General features: G+C 64.7%; 22 protein-coding genes. 9 read left to right on the top strand and 13 right to left on the bottom strand.

Annotated elements, in window-relative coordinates; translation table 11 throughout:
- Positions 1–2: 2 nt before the first annotated feature.
- The 3 genes from rnhA to ispH are packed head-to-tail and all read right to left on the bottom strand — an operon-like array spanning position 3 to position 1,958.
- Complete coding sequence (gene rnhA / locus IC608_RS08220; protein WP_191774378.1) at positions 3–470, bottom strand: ribonuclease HI; 468 nt, start codon at positions 468–470, stop codon at positions 3–5.
- Entirely contained in the window at positions 463–990 is a 528-nt protein-coding gene (locus IC608_RS08215) for a GNAT family N-acetyltransferase (RefSeq protein ID WP_191774376.1), read from the bottom strand. The genes rnhA and IC608_RS08215 overlap by 8 nt, the downstream gene beginning before the upstream one ends.
- Entirely contained in the window at positions 987–1,958 is a 972-nt protein-coding gene (gene ispH, locus IC608_RS08210) for a 4-hydroxy-3-methylbut-2-enyl diphosphate reductase (protein WP_191774374.1), read from the bottom strand. The genes IC608_RS08215 and ispH overlap by 4 nt, the downstream gene beginning before the upstream one ends.
- A 119-nt stretch (positions 1,959–2,077) precedes the next feature.
- Here ispH and IC608_RS08205 point away from each other — a divergent pair, with 119 nt between their 5' ends.
- The 3 genes from IC608_RS08205 to IC608_RS08195 all read left to right on the top strand — a co-directional run bounded on the left by IC608_RS08205 (position 2,078) and on the right by IC608_RS08195 (position 6,233).
- Positions 2,078–4,348, top strand: coding sequence for a putative PEP-binding protein (locus IC608_RS08205; RefSeq protein ID WP_210316276.1), 2,271 nt, complete (start codon positions 2,078–2,080; stop codon positions 4,346–4,348).
- Between the two features lie 83 nt (positions 4,349–4,431).
- Positions 4,432–4,995: a hypothetical protein gene (locus IC608_RS08200; RefSeq protein ID WP_191774370.1), complete on the top strand. Its 564-nt coding sequence runs from the start codon at positions 4,432–4,434 to the stop codon at positions 4,993–4,995.
- A 245-nt stretch (positions 4,996–5,240) separates the two neighbouring features.
- The gene (locus IC608_RS08195) at positions 5,241–6,233 is read left to right on the top strand and encodes a cell wall hydrolase (protein ID WP_248306267.1); all 993 of its coding nucleotides are present in this window, start codon (positions 5,241–5,243) and stop codon (positions 6,231–6,233) included.
- Here IC608_RS08195 and IC608_RS08190 read toward each other — a convergent pair.
- From IC608_RS08190 to ygfZ, 3 genes are all read right to left on the bottom strand, one after another.
- Positions 6,230–6,715 (bottom strand): hypothetical protein, encoded by a 486-nt coding sequence (locus tag IC608_RS08190; RefSeq protein WP_191774366.1) that lies wholly within the window; start codon positions 6,713–6,715, stop codon positions 6,230–6,232. The genes IC608_RS08195 and IC608_RS08190 overlap by 4 nt on opposite strands.
- 98 nt (positions 6,716–6,813) lie before the next feature.
- Positions 6,814–7,422 carry an HD domain-containing protein gene (locus tag IC608_RS08185; RefSeq protein ID WP_191774364.1) on the bottom strand — a complete coding sequence of 203 codons (609 nt, stop codon included), beginning with the start codon at positions 7,420–7,422 and terminating at the stop codon, positions 6,814–6,816.
- 69 nt (positions 7,423–7,491) lie between these two features.
- A complete protein-coding gene (gene ygfZ, locus IC608_RS08180) occupies positions 7,492–8,322 on the bottom strand; it encodes a CAF17-like 4Fe-4S cluster assembly/insertion protein YgfZ (protein WP_191774362.1) in 831 nt (276 codons plus the stop codon).
- Positions 8,323–8,441: 119 nt separating this feature from the next.
- Here ygfZ and IC608_RS18305 point away from each other — a divergent pair, with 119 nt between their 5' ends.
- Positions 8,442–8,576, top strand: a complete 135-nt coding sequence (locus IC608_RS18305; RefSeq protein WP_282567961.1) for a hypothetical protein — start codon at positions 8,442–8,444, stop codon at positions 8,574–8,576.
- Positions 8,577–8,601: 25 nt separating this feature from the next.
- Here IC608_RS18305 and IC608_RS08175 read toward each other — a convergent pair whose 3' ends face one another.
- The 3 genes from IC608_RS08175 to IC608_RS08165 all read right to left on the bottom strand — a co-directional run bounded on the left by IC608_RS08175 (position 8,602) and on the right by IC608_RS08165 (position 9,803).
- Positions 8,602–8,880, bottom strand: coding sequence for a hypothetical protein (locus IC608_RS08175; protein ID WP_191774360.1), 279 nt, complete (start codon positions 8,878–8,880; stop codon positions 8,602–8,604).
- A 107-nt stretch (positions 8,881–8,987) separates the two neighbouring features.
- Positions 8,988–9,392 carry a TIGR02301 family protein gene (locus tag IC608_RS08170; RefSeq protein ID WP_191774358.1) on the bottom strand — a complete coding sequence of 135 codons (405 nt, stop codon included), beginning with the start codon at positions 9,390–9,392 and terminating at the stop codon, positions 8,988–8,990.
- A 12-nt stretch (positions 9,393–9,404) separates the two neighbouring features.
- Positions 9,405–9,803 carry an NUDIX hydrolase gene (locus tag IC608_RS08165; RefSeq protein WP_191774356.1) on the bottom strand — a complete coding sequence of 133 codons (399 nt, stop codon included), beginning with the start codon at positions 9,801–9,803 and terminating at the stop codon, positions 9,405–9,407.
- A 64-nt stretch (positions 9,804–9,867) separates the two neighbouring features.
- On the opposite strand from IC608_RS08165, the gene IC608_RS08160 reads away from it, so the two are divergent.
- Positions 9,868–10,605 (top strand): SOS response-associated peptidase, encoded by a 738-nt coding sequence (locus IC608_RS08160; RefSeq protein WP_191774354.1) that lies wholly within the window; start codon positions 9,868–9,870, stop codon positions 10,603–10,605.
- A 106-nt stretch (positions 10,606–10,711) separates the two neighbouring features.
- Here the strand turns inward: IC608_RS08160 and IC608_RS08155 are convergent, their stop codons facing one another.
- Both IC608_RS08155 and IC608_RS08150 read right to left on the bottom strand, forming a co-directional pair.
- Complete coding sequence (locus IC608_RS08155; RefSeq protein WP_191774353.1) at positions 10,712–11,320, bottom strand: hemerythrin domain-containing protein; 609 nt, start codon at positions 11,318–11,320, stop codon at positions 10,712–10,714.
- 97 nt (positions 11,321–11,417) lie between these two features.
- The gene (locus tag IC608_RS08150; RefSeq protein ID WP_191774352.1) at positions 11,418–12,833 is read right to left on the bottom strand and encodes an FAD-binding oxidoreductase; all 1,416 of its coding nucleotides are present in this window, start codon (positions 12,831–12,833) and stop codon (positions 11,418–11,420) included.
- Positions 12,834–12,936: 103 nt separating this feature from the next.
- Here IC608_RS08150 and IC608_RS08145 point away from each other — a divergent pair, with 103 nt between their 5' ends.
- From IC608_RS08145 to aroC, 3 genes are read left to right on the top strand one after another with little or no spacing between them, the layout of a single operon-like run.
- Positions 12,937–13,746, top strand: a complete 810-nt coding sequence (locus tag IC608_RS08145; RefSeq protein ID WP_191774351.1) for an enoyl-ACP reductase FabI — start codon at positions 12,937–12,939, stop codon at positions 13,744–13,746.
- Between the two features lie 48 nt (positions 13,747–13,794).
- Positions 13,795–14,436 carry a histidine phosphatase family protein gene (locus IC608_RS08140; protein ID WP_191774350.1) on the top strand — a complete coding sequence of 214 codons (642 nt, stop codon included), beginning with the start codon at positions 13,795–13,797 and terminating at the stop codon, positions 14,434–14,436.
- A 47-nt stretch (positions 14,437–14,483) separates the two neighbouring features.
- Positions 14,484–15,599: a chorismate synthase gene (gene aroC / locus IC608_RS08135; protein ID WP_191774349.1), complete on the top strand. Its 1,116-nt coding sequence runs from the start codon at positions 14,484–14,486 to the stop codon at positions 15,597–15,599.
- A 274-nt stretch (positions 15,600–15,873) separates the two neighbouring features.
- On the opposite strand, the gene IC608_RS08130 is transcribed toward aroC, so the two are convergent.
- Entirely contained in the window at positions 15,874–16,791 is a 918-nt protein-coding gene (locus IC608_RS08130) for an MBL fold metallo-hydrolase (RefSeq protein WP_191774348.1), read from the bottom strand.
- Positions 16,792–16,883: 92 nt separating this feature from the next.
- On the opposite strand from IC608_RS08130, the gene IC608_RS08125 reads away from it, so the two are divergent.
- On the top strand, positions 16,884–17,495 hold the full coding sequence (locus IC608_RS08125; RefSeq protein ID WP_191774347.1) for a biotin transporter BioY: 612 nt from the start codon (positions 16,884–16,886) through the stop codon (positions 17,493–17,495).
- 44 nt (positions 17,496–17,539) lie between these two features.
- Here IC608_RS08125 and IC608_RS08120 read toward each other — a convergent pair whose 3' ends face one another.
- The gene (locus IC608_RS08120) at positions 17,540–18,583 is read right to left on the bottom strand and encodes a DNA topoisomerase IB (protein ID WP_248306266.1); all 1,044 of its coding nucleotides are present in this window, start codon (positions 18,581–18,583) and stop codon (positions 17,540–17,542) included.
- Positions 18,584–18,632 lie beyond the last annotated feature (49 nt).

Here is an 18,632-nt window from a genome sequence, read left to right as displayed (position 1 = left end):
TCCTAAACCGGAGGCGTCAGCGACGCCTTCTTGCGCTTGAACGGCGCCATCCCTTCGCGCGCCAGTTCGTCCGCCCGCTCGTTGAGTTCGTCTCCGGCGTGTCCCTTCACCCAGTGCCAGGAAATCTCGTGGCGCTTGGTGGCCTCGTCGAGCGCCTGCCAGAGCTCGACATTCTTCACCGGCTTCTTGTCCGCCGTCTTCCAGCCGTTGCGCTTCCATCCGTGGATCCAGCCCTGGACGCCGTTCTTGACGTACTGGCTGTCGGTATGAAGCTCTACCGTGCAGGGGCGGGTTAGGGCGTTCAGAGCCTCGATGGCAGCAGTGAGCTCCATCTTGTTGTTCGTGGTCAGCGCTTCCCCGCCATTGAGCTCCTTGCGATGTGCGCCGAACTGCAGGATCGCGCCCCAGCCCCCGGGTCCGGGATTGCCCGAACAGGCGCCGTCTGTGTGGATGATGACGCTATCAGCCATGGTCGGACCGTTTGAGGATGTGGAATTGGCAGGTGAGGCCGAGGTAGTCCACCTCGACATGGGTCTTCGTCATGCCGATCCTGGCGAGCACGGCGAGGGAAGGGGCGTTGCGGATATCGGCCATGCCGATGAAGTGGTCGTCGGGGCGTGTGTCGAAGAACCAGTCCCGCAGACCGCGCGCAGCCTCTTGCGCATAGCCGTGCCCCTGATGCTCCTCCAGAAGGGCATAGCCGATTTCCGGCTCCCCGGTCGACGGATAAAGGCCAAATCCGGCCCGTCCGATAAAGGCGCCATCGCTCTTGCGCGTCAGCCGCAGCTTGCCCAGTCGCTGGGTTTCGAACAGATCGGTCCAGCCGCGCAGAGCCGTGGCTGCCTGCTCCTCGGTCCAGGGTGCGCCGCTCTTCGTGAGATAGCGCGAGATGCGCGGGTTCCCGTGCAGCGCCATGAGATCGGGCAATTGGTCGTGCTGCCAGCCGGACAGGATCAGGCGGTCGGTCTCGATAAGGTCGAGGTCCTTCACCGGCCCGACGCCGTTTCCAGCGTCCGCAGCACACGCGGAATGTTGAAGGCGATGTGCTCTTCGGCGGTGGTCTTGGTCTCAACCGTCACATCGTAGCGCGCTGCAAAGGCGTCGATCACCTCTTCCACCAGGCTCTCTGGAGCCGATGCTCCGGCGCTGACGCCCAGCGAGGTCAGGTTGCCATAGATCGACCAATCGATTTCACTGGCGCGGTCCACCAGCGTCGCGACCTTGCAGCCATTGCGCAAGGCGACTTCCACCAGGCGCTGCGAATTGGACGAATGCGGCGAGCCCACCACGATCATGGCGTCCACCAGGGGGGCGACCGCCTTAATGGAGTCCTGCCGGTTCGTCGTGGCGTAGCAGATGTCTTCCTTGTGCGGGCCGGCAATGGCGGGGAAACGGGCGCGGAGGGCGGCGACGATGTCGCGCGTGTCGTCGACGGACAGCGTCGTCTGCGTCACGAACGCCAGCGCTTCCGGGTTTGATGGCGTGAAGCTGGCGACATCCTCGACGGTCTCGATCAGGGACACCGCGCCGGTAGGCAATTGCCCCATAGTTCCGATGACCTCGGGATGCCCGGCGTGCCCGATCAAAACGATCTCGTGGCCTTCCTCGAAATGCCTTTGCGCCTCGACATGCACCTTGCTGACCAGCGGGCAGGTGGCGTCGAGGAAGAACATGTTGCGGCTTTTGGCATCTGCCGGAACACTCTTGGGCACGCCATGGGCGGAAAACACCACAGGCGCCTCGGTCTCGGGAATTTCGTCCAGCTCTTCCACGAAGACGGCGCCCTTGGCCTTGAGTCCCTCGACCACATACTTGTTGTGCACGATCGCGTGACGCACATAAACCGGCGCGCCGTATTTCTGCAGCGCCAGTTCTACGATCTGGATGGCGCGGTCCACGCCGGCGCAGAAACCGCGCGGGGCGCAGAGCAGAATGTCGAGGTGCGGCCTTTTTTCCATGCCAGGAGAGATGCTTTCGGCGGCAGGGCAAGTCAAGTGCTGTTGCGGCGCGAGGGCGGCATGGGCAATATGCGGCCGCGGTGAAGGCAGGGATCTTTCAGGTGAGCTTGGCGCAGGAAATGTTTGCGATTGCCCCGGCAACGGGGAAGGCGAACCTGTCGGCCAGCCAGCTCAAGCTTCTGACCGGCAAAGCGAGATGGATTTTCCGCGTGGCCGAGGCGGGCTTCCCCACAGTGCCCACCATCGCCATCACCCGGGCGGCCTGGGATGCCCTCATTGCGGAACGCGGCCGCTACGACACGAAGCTGCGAACGCACTGGATCGCCTGCCTCTACAAGCTCGTCGGCAAGGACGGAAAGCCGCCGCACCTCGTGGTCAGGACTTCGGCAGGCAGTCACAATGGCGGCTTGATGCCGGCGCGTTCGGGGATCGCGGCGCCCACCTCGTCCGAAGATTCCGTTGATCCAACCCGGCCGCTTGCGCGGGCCATCAAGCAGGCATTCGAAAGCTACGGCTTTTCCGCGCGCAGTTGGGGCGGCCCCCGCCAGGACGACGACCGGGGCCGCCAGATCGTGCTTGTGCAGGTTGCCGCCGAGGGGGAGATCGCGCAGTTCCTGACCCGCAACGCATCGACGGGCGCCCTTGGTCCGGCGCCGCTCGCTGGCCAACCACCGCCGCGCCTCCCTGCGGAGGTGGAGGCGCTGATCGCCCTTCTCGACAGCAAGTCGGGGCGGCACATGGCCTGTCTCGTCGCGGTTGACGGCGCGCACATGCAGTTCCTTTCGGCGCGGCCCGTCCAGGCCAGCGCCGGGGCCGAACTGGCGGCGGCAGTGGACCGGGTCAACCGCAAGGTCTGGACGCCGCACAATGCGGTGACGCGGGTCGATCCCAACCGCCTGGCGCAGATGCTCCATCCGCACATTCGATCGAGCGAAGGCGCAACGCCCATCGCCATGGGGCTCGGCGTGTCGCCGGGAGCTGCCAGCGGCATCATTGTGTTCAACCCCGAAGACGCTGCGCGCCTGCGAGCCCGGGGCAAGCACTGCATCCTCGTGGTCAACGAGACCGGCCCCGCCGACATCGAAGGGATGAAGGCGGCGACGGGCATTCTGACCGCGCGGGGCGGCATGTCGAGCCATGCCGGTGTGATCGCCCGCATCACCGGCAAGCCATGCGTGGCGGGCGTGCGGACACTCTCCGTCGATCCCGTGGAAATGATCTGCCGCATCGGCGACCGCGAACTGCGCGCCGGCGACCGGCTGACCATCGATGGCAGCGATGGCGCGGTCTATTCCGGCACCTTGCCGCTGGCCCAGCCGCAGATCGTGGGTGCCGTCGGCACCTTGCTCGGCTGGTCCGACGCCAGCCGGACGATTGCCGTCCGGACCAATGTGGAAACGGTCGAATCTGCCGCGACGGCGCTCAGCTTTGGGGCCGAAGGGGTGGGCCTCGCGCGTTCTGAACACATGTTCTTCTCGCCCGAACGCATGGTTGCACTCCGCCGGGTCATTCTGTCCGAGGACGAGGATGACCGTAGCCGTGCCATTGCGGGCCTCGTCGATTACCAGACGGGGGACTATTCGGCGCTGTTTTCGGCGATGAAGGGGCTGCCGGTCACGGTGCGGCTCTTCGACCCGCCATTGCACGAATTCCTGCCGCGCACGGATGAGGAGGTCGAGGAAACCGCCGCTTCCCTGGGTGTGGCGGTTCGCGCGTTGCGCCTCAGGCTCGAGCGCATCGCCGAGATCAATCCCATGCTCGGCCACCGCGGCGTGCGCCTCGCCATTACCTATCCCGAAATCCTGCAGATGCAGATGCAGGCCGTGTTGGCCGGTGCTCGCGCGGCCAGCGAGCGGCAAGGCCCGCCGGTGGCTGTCGAGGTGATGGTGCCATTCGTCTCCACCGCCACGGAAGTGAGTTGGGTGCGCGACAGGGCAATGGCGATCGTCGACAATTCGGGCCTCCAGCGCTCCGAACGCGTGCGCTTTTCCTTCGGTACGATGATCGAGTTGCCGCGCGCCTGCCTCAGGGCTGGCGATATCGCCTCGATGGTCGATTTCATCTCGTTCGGCACCAATGATCTGACCCAGACCACGTTCGGGATTTCCCGCGACGATGCCCCTACGTTCCTCGCGGCCTATCAGCGCAAGGGCATCTACGAGCGCGACCCCTTCGTCACCATTGACGAAAAGGGCGTGGGTGAAATGATCGCTATTGCCATCGAACGTGGCCGGGCGGCCAATCCCCGGCTCAAGATCGGCATTTGTGGAGAACATGCAGGAGACCCTGCTTCCCTGGGCTTCTTTGCGCGTCTCGGCGTCGATTACGTCAGTTGTTCACCCTATCGTGTTCCCGTCGCGCGGCTGACCCTGGCTCAGGCTTCGGCTTAAACTGCTGGACATCCTCACCTACATGTTGAGGGTGGGAGGGGGCCGGCAGGTGTCGGCGCTCAGGCGGAAAGGGATCTCCATTCGTGAAGCGTGTACTGGCTCTCCTTGTGCTGCCGACCGTTCTTTTCACCGCCGGGCCCGCCTTCGCCCAAGCCACCGCGCAAACCGCTGCTCAATGTGCCGCCATCGGGGAGGATGTCGAGCGGCTGGCCTGCTACGACACTATCTTCCGGCCGGATACGGCAGCTGCAGAGGGCCCGAGTGTCACCCTTGAGTCCGAGCAACTGATCCCGGCAAGGCCTGAGGGGCGTGCGCCGGCCACCCTGACGGTCCGGTGCCAGGCTGGAACGCTGCAGGTCGCGTTCGGCTTTGCTGGCAATACCATGTCGGCGCTGGGGCGGGACGCCGGGATCACCCTGCAGTATGACCTGCAGCGAGCGCGCAGCAGCACCCTGCCGGTAAATGCCGAAAATACTGCCATCGTCATCGACACCACCCGGGCGGCCCTGGATTTCCTTGATGGACTGGCGGGCGCATCCAATCTCACTGTCCGGGTGACACCGGTATCCAGCCGTTCATTGTCGGTGCGGTTCCGCGTTGACACCCTGGAGGCCCAAAGCGCGCCTGTTGTTGCCGCGTGCTCCTGAGTTCCCTTTGGGCCAGTAACAATTCCGTCAATCAATGTTTGGCCATATCCCTGCCGTCTCAGGGCCTTCAACCGCATTTACGCAACAATAACCTTAATCGATGAACATCACGGACAGCGGCATTTGCGCGTCACATTTGCCGGCTTTGTGTTTGTGTTGCGTAGCGTTGAGTAGCTCTTATGGCAAATTCCACCCCGCCCTCGGTGTGCCTTCACCAGGGCAGAGCGGTTCGTTCTGTCGCCGTTATGGCCAAGGTTTTCCTGGCGGTCGTCGTGACAGGGCTGAGCTATGTCAGTCTCGCGAGCGGTGCCGCAGGCCCAACTTCCGGTCCCCTGGGAGAACACGGGCTTCCCCAGCGCCCCAAAATCGCGGAAGCAAGCCTGAGTTTCTCCGGGGGCAAGCCGGTCATCACCGGCTCAGTGGCCAGTCTGTTTGAGACGCCCATGTTCGCGGGTCCCAACCGGGCAGAGAAAACCGATCGGGTGCGTCCCAAGGTCGACGCGCTGCAGTTCGCCAACAACTTCGAGGAAGCGCGCATTCGCCTGGCGGCGCTGCGGGCGCCGAGCGCTGATGCGGAGGCGCTGGGGCAAACAGGCATCGCCGACGTCAAGCTGCCGACTTCAGACGACAAGGAGCTGGACGGTCCCCGCATTTCCGTTGCCTCCATCGATCCCTCTATCGGCACGGGAGCGCTCGAGGCTATCGACGGCATAGCGCCATCGTCGTCCGTGCCAACGCCAGCCATGCCCTCGGAACAACTGGCCTATGCCCGAGAAACAGCGCCCGTGACCGGCAGCTTTTCCCGCGGCAAGACAATGCAGGTGTCCGACAAGGAGCGCTGGTGCCTGGCCACCGCGATCTACTTCGAGGCCCGCGGCGAAAACTATCGTGGGCAGGTTGGGGTTGCCCAGGTGGTCCTCAACCGGGTCAAGGATCATCGCTATCCCAGCACGATCTGCGGCGTCGTCTTCCAGAACCAGAGCAAGCGGAACGCGTGCCAGTTTTCCTTCGCCTGCGACGGGATCCCGGAAGTCGTGACGGAAAAGGAGCCCTGGGCGCAGGCCGAGGAGATTGCGGCGCGGGCGCTGGACGGGGAACTCTACTTAACCGAAGTGGGCGACGCGACGCATTACCACGCCACCTACGTCCGCCCGGCTTGGGCACCGCGCATGCAGAAGGTCACGCAGATCGGCATGCACGTCTTCTACAAGTTCAAGCGCGGCTGGCTGTTCGGCTAGTTGCAGACCCGGAACCCCTTGCCGGAGACGCAACTGTCGGCCCAGCCGTTGACGAGGGAAACGAAAGACTTGCCCTGGTGGGTGGAGAGTCGCAGCCACCGCCCGTTCGACCAGGACGAGAAGGAAAACCGCGGCTTGGTCACTTCCGTCACGGCGATCCCCGGATATTGTACATGCGGGGACGTCAGGCCGTCGGTGGAATAGGTGCCGGTAGCTGTCGTCGAGATCGACACGTAGCTCACCCTGCCGCCTTCAATTTTCTTGACTGTGGTGGAGGACAACGGATCGGTCGCTACCCAGGGCTCGTAGTCCACCTGGTACTCCCGGTCTCCGAACTTCACGAGCTTGCTGGCGTCGATCCCTACCGGCGCTTCATCGGCAAAGGCCTCGACAACGTAGCCGGGCCCGATGGCGGCAAGGGCCGTGGCACAGATGGCGCCGAGCGTCATACCCATCAGCAGGTGGCGGTCTGGCAGGTTCATGGCGGAGCCCTCTGTTCCAATTCGGCACAGTTGCCTTAATGGATCAGTAACCATCGCGATCCGCAAACGCGACGATTTCGTTAAGCCATGGTTAACGATCAGAGCGCCGAACTTAGCGTCTGGAAGGCTTCGATGAACTGGGCATGCGCCTGATGCGTGGGCCAGGGTCGGATCAGGCGCTCGAAGGCGTCGACATCGAACGCGGCCTGACTGGGCTCGCCAAAGAGTTTCCGCGCTTCGCTGGCGGCAAATCCGGCCAGATGCGTGGCTTCGAAATAAGCCGCCTCGCGATCCGCGACCTTGATCTGGCGGGCGAGCACAGCGGGCATGGTAGCTGGCAGGGAAAAGCGCAGGAAGATCGCCGATAGCAGGCGGTTTTCCACATCCTTGTAATTGCCGCCCATCGCGGCCTTGAACGGGGAGATGATGTCGCCCATCACGTATTCCGGCGCGTCATGGAGCAGCGCCTGCATCTGCGCGGCGGGCAATGCCTGCGCGTTGGCGGCGCGGAAGAGTTCGAGCACCAGAACGGAATGCTGCGCGACCGAAAAAGGATAGTCGCCAACGGTCTGGCCGTTCCAGCGCGCCACGCGCGCAAGACCGTGCGCGATGTCGGAAAGCTCCACGTCGACCGGTGACGGGTCGAGAAGATCGAGACGGCGGCCGGACAGCATACGCTGCCAGGCGCGCGAACGTTGGCGTGACATCGATGGGGTTCTGGTTAGCAGACTGTTGACGGCGACAGTAGCAGAAGCGACCGATTCGAGAATGCCAACCTAATTGGTGTTTTCCGGTTCCGCAGGGCCGCCAAAGCAGTAGGTGGCCCACTGTGGCAGGGCCACCGAAACCAGCTTCCCCTCGACCGTTACCGCGTCGGGATCTTCGATGCGATCAAGGCGCAGGCTGGCAACGGCGCGGCCCTCGACCACCTGGCCGATCATGCCCGCCTCGCGCCCATCCGCGACAACCGCGGCTCCGGCGGGAGCATCGATACCCGAAACGATGACCGGACGGCGGCGTGCGGTGCCGCGGTGTTTCATGCGGCTGACGACCTCCTGGCCGACATAACAACCCTTGGCGAAATCGATGCCTTCGAGGATGTCCATGCCGATGTCGTGCGCGAATGCGTCACTGGCGGGAAAGTCGTTGCCCTGGTGGAGAATGCCGGCCGCGATGCGGGCGCGATGATAGGGCGTGTCGTCGCTAGACCAGCCTGCGGTATCCTCGACGGGAGCCACAAGGCGCCAGCCCATGCTCACGGGCCCCACCCGGTCGCGCTGGGCGCCCGGCACTTCGTCGGGCGAATAACCGACCCGGTGCGTCTCGCGCAGGTCCTCGATTTCCGCCTTGGCGCGGAGGCGATACATGCGCATGCGCTTGAAGAAGTCGTCGGCCACCGACTGGTGCACATCGAGCCAAAGGGCGTCGTCGACGCTTCCCGCAAGGCCTTCAGCCAAAATCTTGCCCTGCGGTGAGAGAAGCGCCCAGGCAGCTGCATCTCCCGGGGCCTCGGGGATATGCCCCGTCACCACATCATTGAGGAGCTTGTGCGCGTCGGGTCCGGAGAACCGGAACAGAACGCGGTCGGCACGCAGGATCGTGGTCATGACAAGCTCCGCAAAACTGGGGTCTTCGCATTGGCAGGAAGGTCCCGCGCATGGGGATGGACAGGCAAGGCGGACAGCTTCTGGGATCAGAGCAACCCAACCAACCTGGGAGTGCAGACATGGCGCAGGACGACACCTTTTTCAAGAATGCTATGGTGACCGCGGAAAGCTCGGCACGCGACCGGTCCGACCAAACATGGATGGGGCAACACTCGTTTTTCCGTTTGCGCGAACGAGCGGGAGGCGAGACCTGACCGCTAGCTTCAGCCAGAGCCGCTGCTACTGCACGACCCGGTCGAGGTTGTACTCGCCGTTGCGGATATGGTCCGTAAGTTCGGAGACGAGGTCAGCCGTAGCTTCGTCGCCGTGCAGGCGCACGAAGGTGGCGAGGGCGGCAAAGAGCGACGCGTGGGCCAGCGAGGCGCTTTCGAGGCCGTCTTCCTCGGCGCTGTTCCAGGCTTCGGCGAGGTATTCCAGCGCCAGCTGGCGCTCCGCCTGGCTGCGGTCAAAGGGACCAGGCCCGGAGGCGGGGGAAAATAGGGTTTTCGTCACGCTCATGGTGCTGGATTTACCACGCGCAACAGCGATGCGCGCCGGAGAAGTAAGCCGAAGGTTAACGACGAGTGCTCAATCCGACACAAAGTCGGGCGGCGCCCGCAACCCCGCTACTCGGCAAACCGCGTGTGTATCTCGCGCGCCAGTTTCTCAGCTTCTTGCAGAAGGCGGGTCAGGGCCTCGCGGGAGGCGGGCGTGCAGGTGTGGTGGAAGCGGGCAAAGGCCTCGTAGCCGCCATTGAACGCGCCGGCCAGGCGCTGGCGGCGGTCCTCGTCCGGTTCATCGAGCGCGATGAGGTCGGCCATCTCGGCGCGCCAGTCGTCGGAGCCGGCCTGGCACAGCGGTTCGAGGTAATAAAGACTGCCCATGACCTCGGAAAGCCGCTCCATCTGCTTCTGGTAGGGCGGATCGATGGCCAGCGCTGGTGTGGCGCAGCACAGCGCCAGGAGCAGCGGGGGGAGGCCGATGCGGAAGGCAGCCGAAAGCCGGGCGATATGGGGAGGTCGAGACGTCATGCCTCCCTCCTATCAGCTTTGTCCCAGAACGCTGAAGCACTCTTTGATGACTTGATCGAGACGCGACGTGGTGCGCAGGGCAGGGAGCATGCCGGGATCAGCCCAGATGTGGCCACTAACTTCGTCGGACGCGCGGATGACACCGGAAAAATCCGTGGTGGCGAAGACGGCGAGCCGGTAGGTGCCGTCGCGGCCCAGCTCCTGCGTCATGACTGGCCGCAGATTGCGAACGGTGAGGCCGAGTTCTTCCTGCACCTCGCGCACGGCGCACTGCTCGGGTGTTTCCCCCGCCTCCATGCGGCCGCCGGGAAAAGTCCAGAGGTTCTGGTAAGGCGCACGGGCGCGCTTGATCAGCATTACCTGCCCATTGCGCACGAGGGCGACACTGGCGGCGTTTGGTTGGTCGGTCATGGCGCACGGGTTTGCGATTCGGTTCCGGTGAGACTACCTCTTTGCCGGTAAAGGAGACACGACCATGTGCGGACGCTATGCCTCGACGCTGCCGCCCGAGATGATGGTGGAGCTGTTCAAGCTGCTCAAGACCATCGAGGTGGTGCCGCGCTACAATATCGCGCCCACCCAGCCCATCGTCGCGATCTGGGAAGAAGAGGCGCGCCGTGAGCCGCACTTTGCCCGCTGGGGTCTTGTGCCCGGCTGGGTGAAGGACCCGCGCGAGTTTCCGCTGCTGGTCAATGCGCGGGCCGAGAGCATGGCCGACAAGCCGGCCTTTCGTGATCCGCTCAAGCACGGACGCTGCATCGTGCCGGCCAGCGGATACTATGAGTGGCATACGGGGCCCGACAAGAAGAAGCAGCCCTATTACATCACCCGGGCCGACGGGCAGCCCATGGCGCTGGCCGGTCTTTACGCGCGCTGGATGGGTCCCAATGGCGAGGAGATCGACAGCGTCGCCACCATAACCGTCCCGACCAACGCGCAGCTGTCCGCCATCCATGACCGCATGCCCGCTATCCTTGTGGACGAGGCGGGGCAGGACGCCTGGCTCAATGTTCGGGAGGTGCGGGCCAAGGAGGCGGCGCAACTGGCCTTACCGCTGCCTGACGGGGTGCTGAAGTTTCACCCGGTTTCGACGCGCGTCAACTCGGCGCGCGACGATGATCCCGGGCTGATCGAGGAGGTGGCGGTCGAGGAGCCGGCGCCCGCGGTGTCGCGGCCGAAGAAGGTGGCGGGCGGGCAGATGGATTTATTCTAGGCGGGCTGCAGCCTGGAGATCGGGGCTCTCGTACCCCCCTCCCGGCCACTCCCTTTAGGGGAAGGAGTGGCGCGGTGGGTGTCGCACGGTCGCACCCTAGGTCCGGCTAGACGCCAATTTCGAAATAGCCCAGCGCGTCTCCGATGGCGTCTTCTTCGTAGCCGAGGTGGCTGAGGAGGACGCGTTCGAGGGCCCTGAAGACTTCGACGGCATCGTCGAATTTCTGTCTGTCCGGCGCATCGGCCAGCGCGATGAGCGCGTCAATCAGCTTTTCGAGGAGCTGATGAACCACCACGTGCTCGGCCTGCAGCCGGTCGGCAATGGCCTTGAAGGCCGGGCCCTGGGCCGCAATGCCGGGGAAGATCGCATAATCCTCGATCGAGTGATGGCCATGCACGAATTGGCAATACTGCCCGCACAGCGTGCCGAAGCGGCGATAGTTCGAGACCATGACGAGGTCGGCGGTCTCCGCCTTGACCTCCTCCGCACTCGCCGTGCCGGCCGCGGCGCGCTCGATGAGGCGCCCCAGGACCACCATGTTCTCGCGCAGGTGATCGTGGATCATCCGCAGGTGTTCGCCCGGCCCGCGATGGGCCTCGGTGAGACCGGGCAGATCGGGGATGGCCGGACGCGTGGCGTCGTCGAGAAACTGAATGTCTTTGAGCAGCATTGGGCAGAGATGGGCAGCCGAGGCTGCGATCGCAAGCAGGCACATGCGAGTGACTGGGGTGACGCGATGAGATGGATTGCCGGGACGAGCCCGGCAATGACGGGGAACGGGGGTTTGGCGTATTGTTTGGTTTAGAGGGCAGTTAGCGCAGCATCTTGCCGGGGTTGAGGATGCCATTGGGGTCGAGCGCGGTCTTGATGGCGCGCATCATGTCGAGGGCGACCGGGTCCTTGACCTGCCGAAGAAGATCGACCTTGAGCTGGCCGATGCCGTGTTCGGCCGAGACCGAGCCGCCGAGCTTGAGCACGACCTCGTAGATCACCTCGTGCACCGCCTCGTCGAACTCGGCCATGAAGGCCTTGGGGTCGGCGCCCGCGGGCATTGAAAAATTAAAGTGGATATTGCCGTCGCCCATATGCCCGAAGGGGACCGGTCGGATACCGGGGACGCGCCTTTCGACCGCCGCTGAGCCTTCGGCGATGAGGCGAGGAATGGCGGCGATGGGCACCGAGACATCGTGCTTGATGGAGGCGCCCTCGCGCGACTGGCATTCGCTCATCTGCTCGCGAAAGGTCCACATGCGGGTGCGCTCGGCTAGGGATTCGGCAATGGTCGCGTCGGCAATCAGGGATTGCTCGAACGCGGTTTCCAGTATCGACTGCAGCGAGCCCGGCGCGGTCCCGGCCAGGCGGATCAGCTCGATCAAGGCGTACCAGGGAGAGGCGCTGGCAGTCGGGTCGGCATCAAGCATGCCGTGGCGCAGCTGGATGTCGAGACCGATATGGGGGATGAGCTCGAAGGCATTGAGACGGCTGCCGGCGCGGGCGCGCAGCAGCTGGAAAAGCTCGAGCGCGGCCTCGGGCGAGGCGACGTTGACCAGCGCTGTTTCGTGGTCCTCGGGGAGGGGGAAGATTTTCAGGGTAGCGGCGGTGATGATGCCCAGCGTGCCCTCGGCGCCGACGAGCAAATCCTTGAGGTCGTAGCCCGTATTGTCCTTCTTGAGGGCGTTGAGCCCCCGGTAGAGCCGCCCGTCGGCCAGCACCGCCTCGACGCCCATGGTGAGTTCGCGCGCATTGCCATAGGCCAGCACATTGACCCCGCCGGCATTGGAGGAGAGAACCCCGCCGATCCGCGCGGACCCCTGCGAGGCGAGCCAGAGCGGGAACATGGCGCCAGCTTCCTCGGCGGCCTTGTGCGCATTTTCGAGGATGACGCCGGCCTCGGCCGTCATGACCCCGGCAGCGGCGTCCACGGAGCGGATTCGGTCTAGCCGCGCGAGGCTCAGGATGATCTCTTGGCCCGAAAGCGGCACCTGCGCGCCGACAAGGCCGGTATTGCCGCCCTGCGGGATGACGCCGACATGGTTCTGGTTGGCCCAGCGCAAGATCGCCTGGACTGCGGCGATGTCGGGCGGGGTGACCACGGCCGTGGCCGGCGTGTGGAAGCGCTTGCGCGGTTCGTTGAGCCAGGCGGCCATCTTGCTCGGATCGCTGACCACGACCTCGGGGCCGGCCATGTCCGAGAGGGCGCGGACGATTTCGGAAGCGGACAGGGACATGGAAAACCGGACGTGAAGATGAAGGGAAACGGGCGGCGCGCTTGCCGGGTCACCCGACCATGTGGCACAACCGGGCAAACGACTCCAGCAAGGGAAACCAAGAATGGCCACTGGATTGATGGCAGGCAAGCGCGGTCTCATCATGGGCCTCGCCAACAATCGCTCGATCGCCTGGGGCATCGCCAAGCAGTTGCATGCGCAGGGCGCAGAGATGGCCTTTTCCTACCAAGGCGAGGCCCTCAAGCGCCGCGTCGAGCCGCTGGCAGCCGAGGTTGGTTCGGACTTCCTGGTGGAGTGCGACGTCACCAATGAAGCGGCTATGGACGAGACCTTCCGCCAGATCAAGGAGAAGTGGGGCAAGCTCGACTTCGTGGTGCACGCCATCGGCTTTTCCAACAAGGATGAATTGGAAGGCCGCTATATCGAGACCAGCCGCGACAATTTCGCGCTGACCATGGACATCTCGGTCTATTCCTTCACCGCCGTGGCCAAGCGTGCTGAACCGCTGATGAGCGAGGGCGGTGCCCTTCTGACGCTGACCTATTATGGCGCGGTCAAATATGTGCCGAACTACAACGTCATGGGCGTCGCCAAGGCCGCGCTCGAGGCGTCCGTGCGCTATCTTGCCGTCGACTTGGGCAAGAAGGGTATCCGCGTCAACGCCATTTCGGCCGGCGCCATCAAGACCCTGGCGGCTTCGGGAATTGCGGGCCTGCGCGACATGCTGCACTGGCAGGAAGCCAACTCGGCCATGCGCAAGAATGTCGACATCAATGATGTGGGCGGCTCGGCCACTTATCTGCTGTCCGACCTGGCGGCGGGCGTATCTGGCGAAATCCACTACGTCGATGCCGGTTTCAACGTCGTGGGCATGAAGCTGCTCGACAACGACACGCCCGCAACTGGCGAATAACGCCCACCTACCTTTCGTGAAGGCGCGTCGGTTCGGCGCGATATGCCCATGACTGCCCCCAACTGGCCGGACTTCTATTTTGCCCGGCACGGTGAGACCGCCTGGAACCGCGAACAGCGCTATCAGGGCAGTCGCGACATTCCCCTCAACCGGACGGGGCAGTTGCAGGCCGATGCCAACGGCCTGCTGTTGCGGGACCTGCTGGAGCGGGACGCGGTGGACCCGGCATCGCTCAACTGGTTCGCCTCGCCGCTCAGCCGCGCGTCGGAAACCATGGACCGGATGCGGGCTGCGTTCGACGTGGCCCTGCCGCCGGTCATCCATGATCCGCGGCTGATCGAGATCTCCTTCGGGACGTTCGAGGGGCGTCTGCACGCCGAGATCTCCCGCGAGCACGCGGCGCTGGCGCCGGGCGAGCGGGACGAAAGCTATTGGGCGTTTCGGCCCGAAGGGGGCGAAAACTATGACGACGTGGCAGCGCGGCTGCTCGACTTTGCCCGCACCCTGACCGACCATGCCGTGGTCGTCGCACATGGCGGCGTCCTGCGCGTGCTGCGGCATCTGGTGGAGGGAACATCGCGGCGCGACGTTCTCAACTGGCCCCCGCCGCAGGGTGTCATCGCCCATTTCCAGGGGGGGCGGATGACGCTCCACTCGGCAGAGAACACCTGGGAAGAAGCGGTCGATTGACCTGACCAATCGCCCTGCCTAGAACGGGCTCAACCACGGGGCGCGCCATGTCTTTCAACACCTTCGGGCATCTTTTCCGATTTACCACCTGGGGCGAAAGCCACGGTCTGGCACTGGGCGTGGTGGTGGATGGCTGCCCGCCCGGCCTGCTGCTGACCGCGGAGATGATCCAGCGCGATCTCGACCGGCGCAAGCCGGGGCAATCCAAGTTCACCACGCAACGCCGCGAGGCCGATGAGGTCAAAATCCTCTCCGGCGTCTTCGAAGACGAGCGGACCGACGGGCCGCGGACGACGGGCACGCCGATCTCGCTGCTGATCGAAAACACCGACCAGCGCTCGAAGGATTATTCCGAAATCCGTGACAAATATCGTCCCGGGCACGCCGATTACACCTATGACCAGAAATACGGCATCCGCGACTATCGCGGCGGCGGCCGCACCTCGGCGCGCGAAACCGCGGCCCGGGTCGCTGCTGGGGCGGTGGCGCGGCAGGTGCTTGCCGGCGTGACGATCCGCGCCAGCCTCGTGCAGATGGGGCCGCACAAGATTGACTACGCCAATTTCGACTGGGACCAGGTGAACCAGAACCCGTTCTTCTGCGCCGATGCCAAGGCCGCCGAACTCTGGGCGGACTATCTCGATGGGCTGCGCAAGGACGGCAATTCGGCCGGGGCCGTCATAGAAGTGGTGGCCGAAGGCGTGCCGGCGGGGTGGGGTGCGCCGGTCTATGGTAAGCTCAGCGCCGACCTCGCTTCGGCGATGATGAGCATCAATGCGGTCAAGGCGGTGGAGATCGGTGCTGGCTTCGAGGCGGCGAGCCTGACCGGCGTGGAGAATGCCGACCAGATGCGCGCCGGGGCGGAGCGCCCGTACTTTCTATCCAACCATGCCGGCGGGATTTTGGGCGGCGTCAGCAATGGCGATCCGGTGGTGTGCCGGTTCGCCGTCAAGCCGACCTCGTCCATCCTGACGCCGCGCCAGACAGTGACCACAGCCAACGAGGATGCCGACATCGTCACCAAGGGCCGGCATGACCCTTGCGTGGGGATCCGCGCGGTGCCCGTGGGCGAGGCGATGATGGCGCTGGTGCTGGCCGACCACATGCTGCGCCATCGCGGGCAGACGGGCCGCGAAGGCGGGGTCGGCTTTCAGCGGAACTGAGGGGTTTGGTCGTCACCACCGGGCTTGTGCCGCTGGTCCATGCCTGTCCGAGATGGATTGCCGGGACAGGCCCGGCAATGACGGTGCTCAGGATATCAGGGTTGGGAAGAGCCTCGTCCCCAGGAGGCCGCGCACTCGGCACAATGGCAAGGACGCTGGCTCTCATCCTCCACCCCAGCCCTCCCCGCAAGGGAGAGGGAGCCGCATTGGGGCTGTGGCACTATCGCAGATCGATCACCAGCCCAACTCCTCGCGGGGAGGGAGGGCGTCGCGTTCAGGTCAGCGCCAGATGTGTCCCGAGCAACCCTCGCTTCACGCGCAATTCGCCTCGTGCTTCCAGATATTCCACATGTGCCGTGATCGTCATGCGGGCCGCGAAGCGCACTTTGGCCGGTTGAGTGGGGTAGATGGCGGCAACGACGGCGCCGATGGTCCGGGCGCCGTTTTTGACGGACTCCACCACCTGATGGTTACGCATCTCGCGATGGGCCTTGAGAGCGCGGGCGTAGTCGGGGCCGTCGGCGATGGGGCCGCCATGAGCAGGGACGTATTGGCGATAGGGCAGGGCGATGACCTTGTCGAGGGAGGCCAAATAATCCGCCATCGACCCGTCGGGCACTGAAACCAGCGTCGAGTTCCAGCCCATCACATGGTCCCCGCTGAGCAGCAGGTCGTGTTCCGGCACGCCGAAGGCAAGGTGGTTGGCGCAATGGCCGGGAGTCGCATGAACCACCAGGGCTAGGTCGCCGGCCAAAATGTTTTCTCCATCGACAAGCGCCCGGTCGGGCACCAGAGCCCAGTCGCAGGAGCGGCGGATGGGATTGCGCTCGAAGCGGCGCAGGGGCCGCGACAGGCGGTGTTGCCCACCGAACCACACGGGCGCGCTGAGCCGCTGGCTCCATTGGAGCGCCGAAGCGCTGTGGTCGCGGTGGGTGTGAGTGAGAATGATCGCCTCGACGGGCCGCGATCCGATCGCCGTTCGCAGCGCCGCTTCATGCTCCGCATTTTCCGGGCCTGGATCGACCAGCGCCAGCCGCTCTCGCCCCAAAACGAAGCTGTTGGTGCCGGTGAAGGTATAGGCGGAGGCGTTGGGCGCGGTGACGCGGACAACACCCTCGGCAAGGACGACAGGGCGACCCGTCAGCGGATCGAACGAGGTGTCGTAGACGGGGGAGGGAGGAGGGCTTGCCATTGCACCGCGCGTTGCGAAAAAGTAAGAACCGAACAGCCTGAACTCAAGGCGCCGCTGCGGGCGCCGGTTCGGCCAAGCATGGAAGGTATGAAATGGCCGTGACTTTGACCACGCCCAACACGCTTCTCGGCGTGTTCCAGCCCAAGGGCGATGCCGCCAAACTGGCGACCAATCTCGCAACCGTCGTGCTGGGCACCCTGCTCATCACCGCTGCCGCCAAGATCAACGTGCCGGTCTGGCCCGTCCCGGTGACCCTGCAGAGCTTCGCCATCGCGGCGCTCGCCGCCGCCTTCGGCATGCGAATCGCCGTGGCCACTGTCGCGCTGTATCTCATGGAAGGCGCTTTCGGCCTTCCCGTCTTTGCTGCCGGTGGTGGAATGGCCTATCTCGCCGGCCCGACGGGCGGCTTCCTCCTCGGCTTCCTGGCGCAAGCCGGCATCATTGGCTTTGCCGCAGACCGCGGCGCCTCCTCGCGTCCGGTCGTGTTGTTCGGTGCCATGCTGGCGGCGACGGCCGTGCTCTATGCCTTCGGCTTTGCCTGGCTGATGTCGATGGCCGGCAACGCGGCCTGGGTCGACCAGAACAACGTGATTGCCTCGGCCTTCGCTGGCGCGGTGCAGCCGTTCGTGGTGTGGGACATTCTGAAGATGGCCTTTGCCGCCCTGACCGTGACCGGGCTCTTCGGCTTTTTCGCCAAGCGCTGACCAGACATGATCGCGCACGGAGGGCCGGCATTCGCCGGCCCTTTTTATTTGCCGAGTTGCTTGAGGAAGGCGACGGTCTCCAACTCGTCTTCGTCCATTGCCTCCTGCGGCGCGAAGCGACCCGACCGATTCAGGGTTCCCTCCTGCCAGTGTTCGGGCACCGCCGGGTGGATGTAGGACTGGCGGCACACGGTACGCGTATTACCCAGCCGCGCGGCGACCTGATCGATGATCGCGTTCATGGCGCGGGCCTTGGCCGTCTTGCTGTCCGGCACTTCGGCATCGGCGAAGAGGCCGAAGGCGCGGACGGTGCCAGCCCAGGTCCGGAAGTGCTTGGCGGTGAACTCCGGGCCGGCAAAAGCCGCTAGGTAATCGTTGACGTCGCGCGAGGTGATGGTGCAGCGGCCCGCATCGCTCTCATACTGGAACAGGTGCTGCCCCGGCATTTCCTGCAGGGTCTTGATGATGTTGGCGATCCGCCGGTCGGCCAGGTCGAGCTTCCACTGCTTGCCGGACTTGCCCTTGAAATGGAAATGCAGCGTGGAGCCGGTGATGTCGACGTGCCGGTTGCGCAGCGTCGTCAGCCCAAAGCTCTTGTTTTCGCGCGCATAGGTCGGGTTGCCGATGCGGATGAGGCTGTTGTCGAGCAGCCAGACGACTGACGCGACGACGCGCTCGAAGCTGAGGCTGCGGCGGCGCAGGTCGCTTTGCACCTGCTCGCGCAGGCCGGGCAGAACCTCGGCGAAGCTGGTCAGCGTTTCGAATTTCGTCGAACTGCGGTGTTGCGTCCACTCGGCGTGATAGCGGTATTGCTTGCGGCCCTTCTCGTCACGCCCCGTGGCCTGGATGTGGCCGCAGGTGTCCTTGCAGATCCAGACGTCGCGCCAGGCGGGCGGGATGGCCAGCGCCTTGATGCGCGCCAGATCCGTTTCCGAAGGCCTGTTACCGTCGACATCAAAATAGGCAAAACCAGTCCCGCGGCGCTGCCGCTTCCAGCCGGAATCGGTGTCGCACGAAAAGGCCAGACTGGGTGGCGGCGCAATTTCGTCCGCCCGCATGCGGTCCCGCTGGGGAAAAGGCCGGCGCATGAGGAACTCCCCTACCGTTGGTTTCCCCAATGCAGGGCGCGCGGCGAGA

Source organism: Devosia oryzisoli (genome assembly GCF_014837245.1).
Taxonomy (GTDB): Bacteria; Pseudomonadota; Alphaproteobacteria; order Rhizobiales; family Devosiaceae; genus Devosia; species Devosia oryzisoli.
This window is presented reverse-complemented; position numbering and strand designations above follow the sequence as displayed.

Coding starts and splice junctions, on each gene's coding strand:
- IC608_RS08195 (WP_248306267.1), top strand. CDS start 5,241: ATGGCCAAGGTTTTCCTGGCGGTCGTCGTGACAGGGCTGAGCTATGTC.
- rnhA (WP_191774378.1), bottom strand. CDS start 470: ATGGCTGATAGCGTCATCATCCACACAGACGGCGCCTGTTCGGGCAAT.
- IC608_RS08145 (WP_191774351.1), top strand. CDS start 12,937: ATGGCCACTGGATTGATGGCAGGCAAGCGCGGTCTCATCATGGGCCTC.
- IC608_RS08185 (WP_191774364.1), bottom strand. CDS start 7,422: ATGTCACGCCAACGTTCGCGCGCCTGGCAGCGTATGCTGTCCGGCCGC.
- IC608_RS18305 (WP_282567961.1), top strand. CDS start 8,442: ATGGCGCAGGACGACACCTTTTTCAAGAATGCTATGGTGACCGCGGAA.
- aroC (WP_191774349.1), top strand. CDS start 14,484: ATGTCTTTCAACACCTTCGGGCATCTTTTCCGATTTACCACCTGGGGC.
- IC608_RS08205 (WP_210316276.1), top strand. CDS start 2,078: ATGTTTGCGATTGCCCCGGCAACGGGGAAGGCGAACCTGTCGGCCAGC.
- ispH (WP_191774374.1), bottom strand. CDS start 1,958: ATGGAAAAAAGGCCGCACCTCGACATTCTGCTCTGCGCCCCGCGCGGT.
- IC608_RS08165 (WP_191774356.1), bottom strand. CDS start 9,803: ATGACCGACCAACCAAACGCCGCCAGTGTCGCCCTCGTGCGCAATGGG.
- IC608_RS08175 (WP_191774360.1), bottom strand. CDS start 8,880: ATGAGCGTGACGAAAACCCTATTTTCCCCCGCCTCCGGGCCTGGTCCC.
- IC608_RS08130 (WP_191774348.1), bottom strand. CDS start 16,791: ATGGCAAGCCCTCCTCCCTCCCCCGTCTACGACACCTCGTTCGATCCG.
- ygfZ (WP_191774362.1), bottom strand. CDS start 8,322: ATGACCACGATCCTGCGTGCCGACCGCGTTCTGTTCCGGTTCTCCGGA.
- IC608_RS08155 (WP_191774353.1), bottom strand. CDS start 11,320: ATGTGCCTGCTTGCGATCGCAGCCTCGGCTGCCCATCTCTGCCCAATG.
- IC608_RS08125 (WP_191774347.1), top strand. CDS start 16,884: ATGGCCGTGACTTTGACCACGCCCAACACGCTTCTCGGCGTGTTCCAG.
- IC608_RS08150 (WP_191774352.1), bottom strand. CDS start 12,833: ATGTCCCTGTCCGCTTCCGAAATCGTCCGCGCCCTCTCGGACATGGCC.
- IC608_RS08120 (WP_248306266.1), bottom strand. CDS start 18,583: ATGCGCCGGCCTTTTCCCCAGCGGGACCGCATGCGGGCGGACGAAATT.
- IC608_RS08190 (WP_191774366.1), bottom strand. CDS start 6,715: ATGAACCTGCCAGACCGCCACCTGCTGATGGGTATGACGCTCGGCGCC.
- IC608_RS08170 (WP_191774358.1), bottom strand. CDS start 9,392: ATGACGTCTCGACCTCCCCATATCGCCCGGCTTTCGGCTGCCTTCCGC.
- IC608_RS08140 (WP_191774350.1), top strand. CDS start 13,795: ATGACTGCCCCCAACTGGCCGGACTTCTATTTTGCCCGGCACGGTGAG.
- IC608_RS08160 (WP_191774354.1), top strand. CDS start 9,868: ATGTGCGGACGCTATGCCTCGACGCTGCCGCCCGAGATGATGGTGGAG.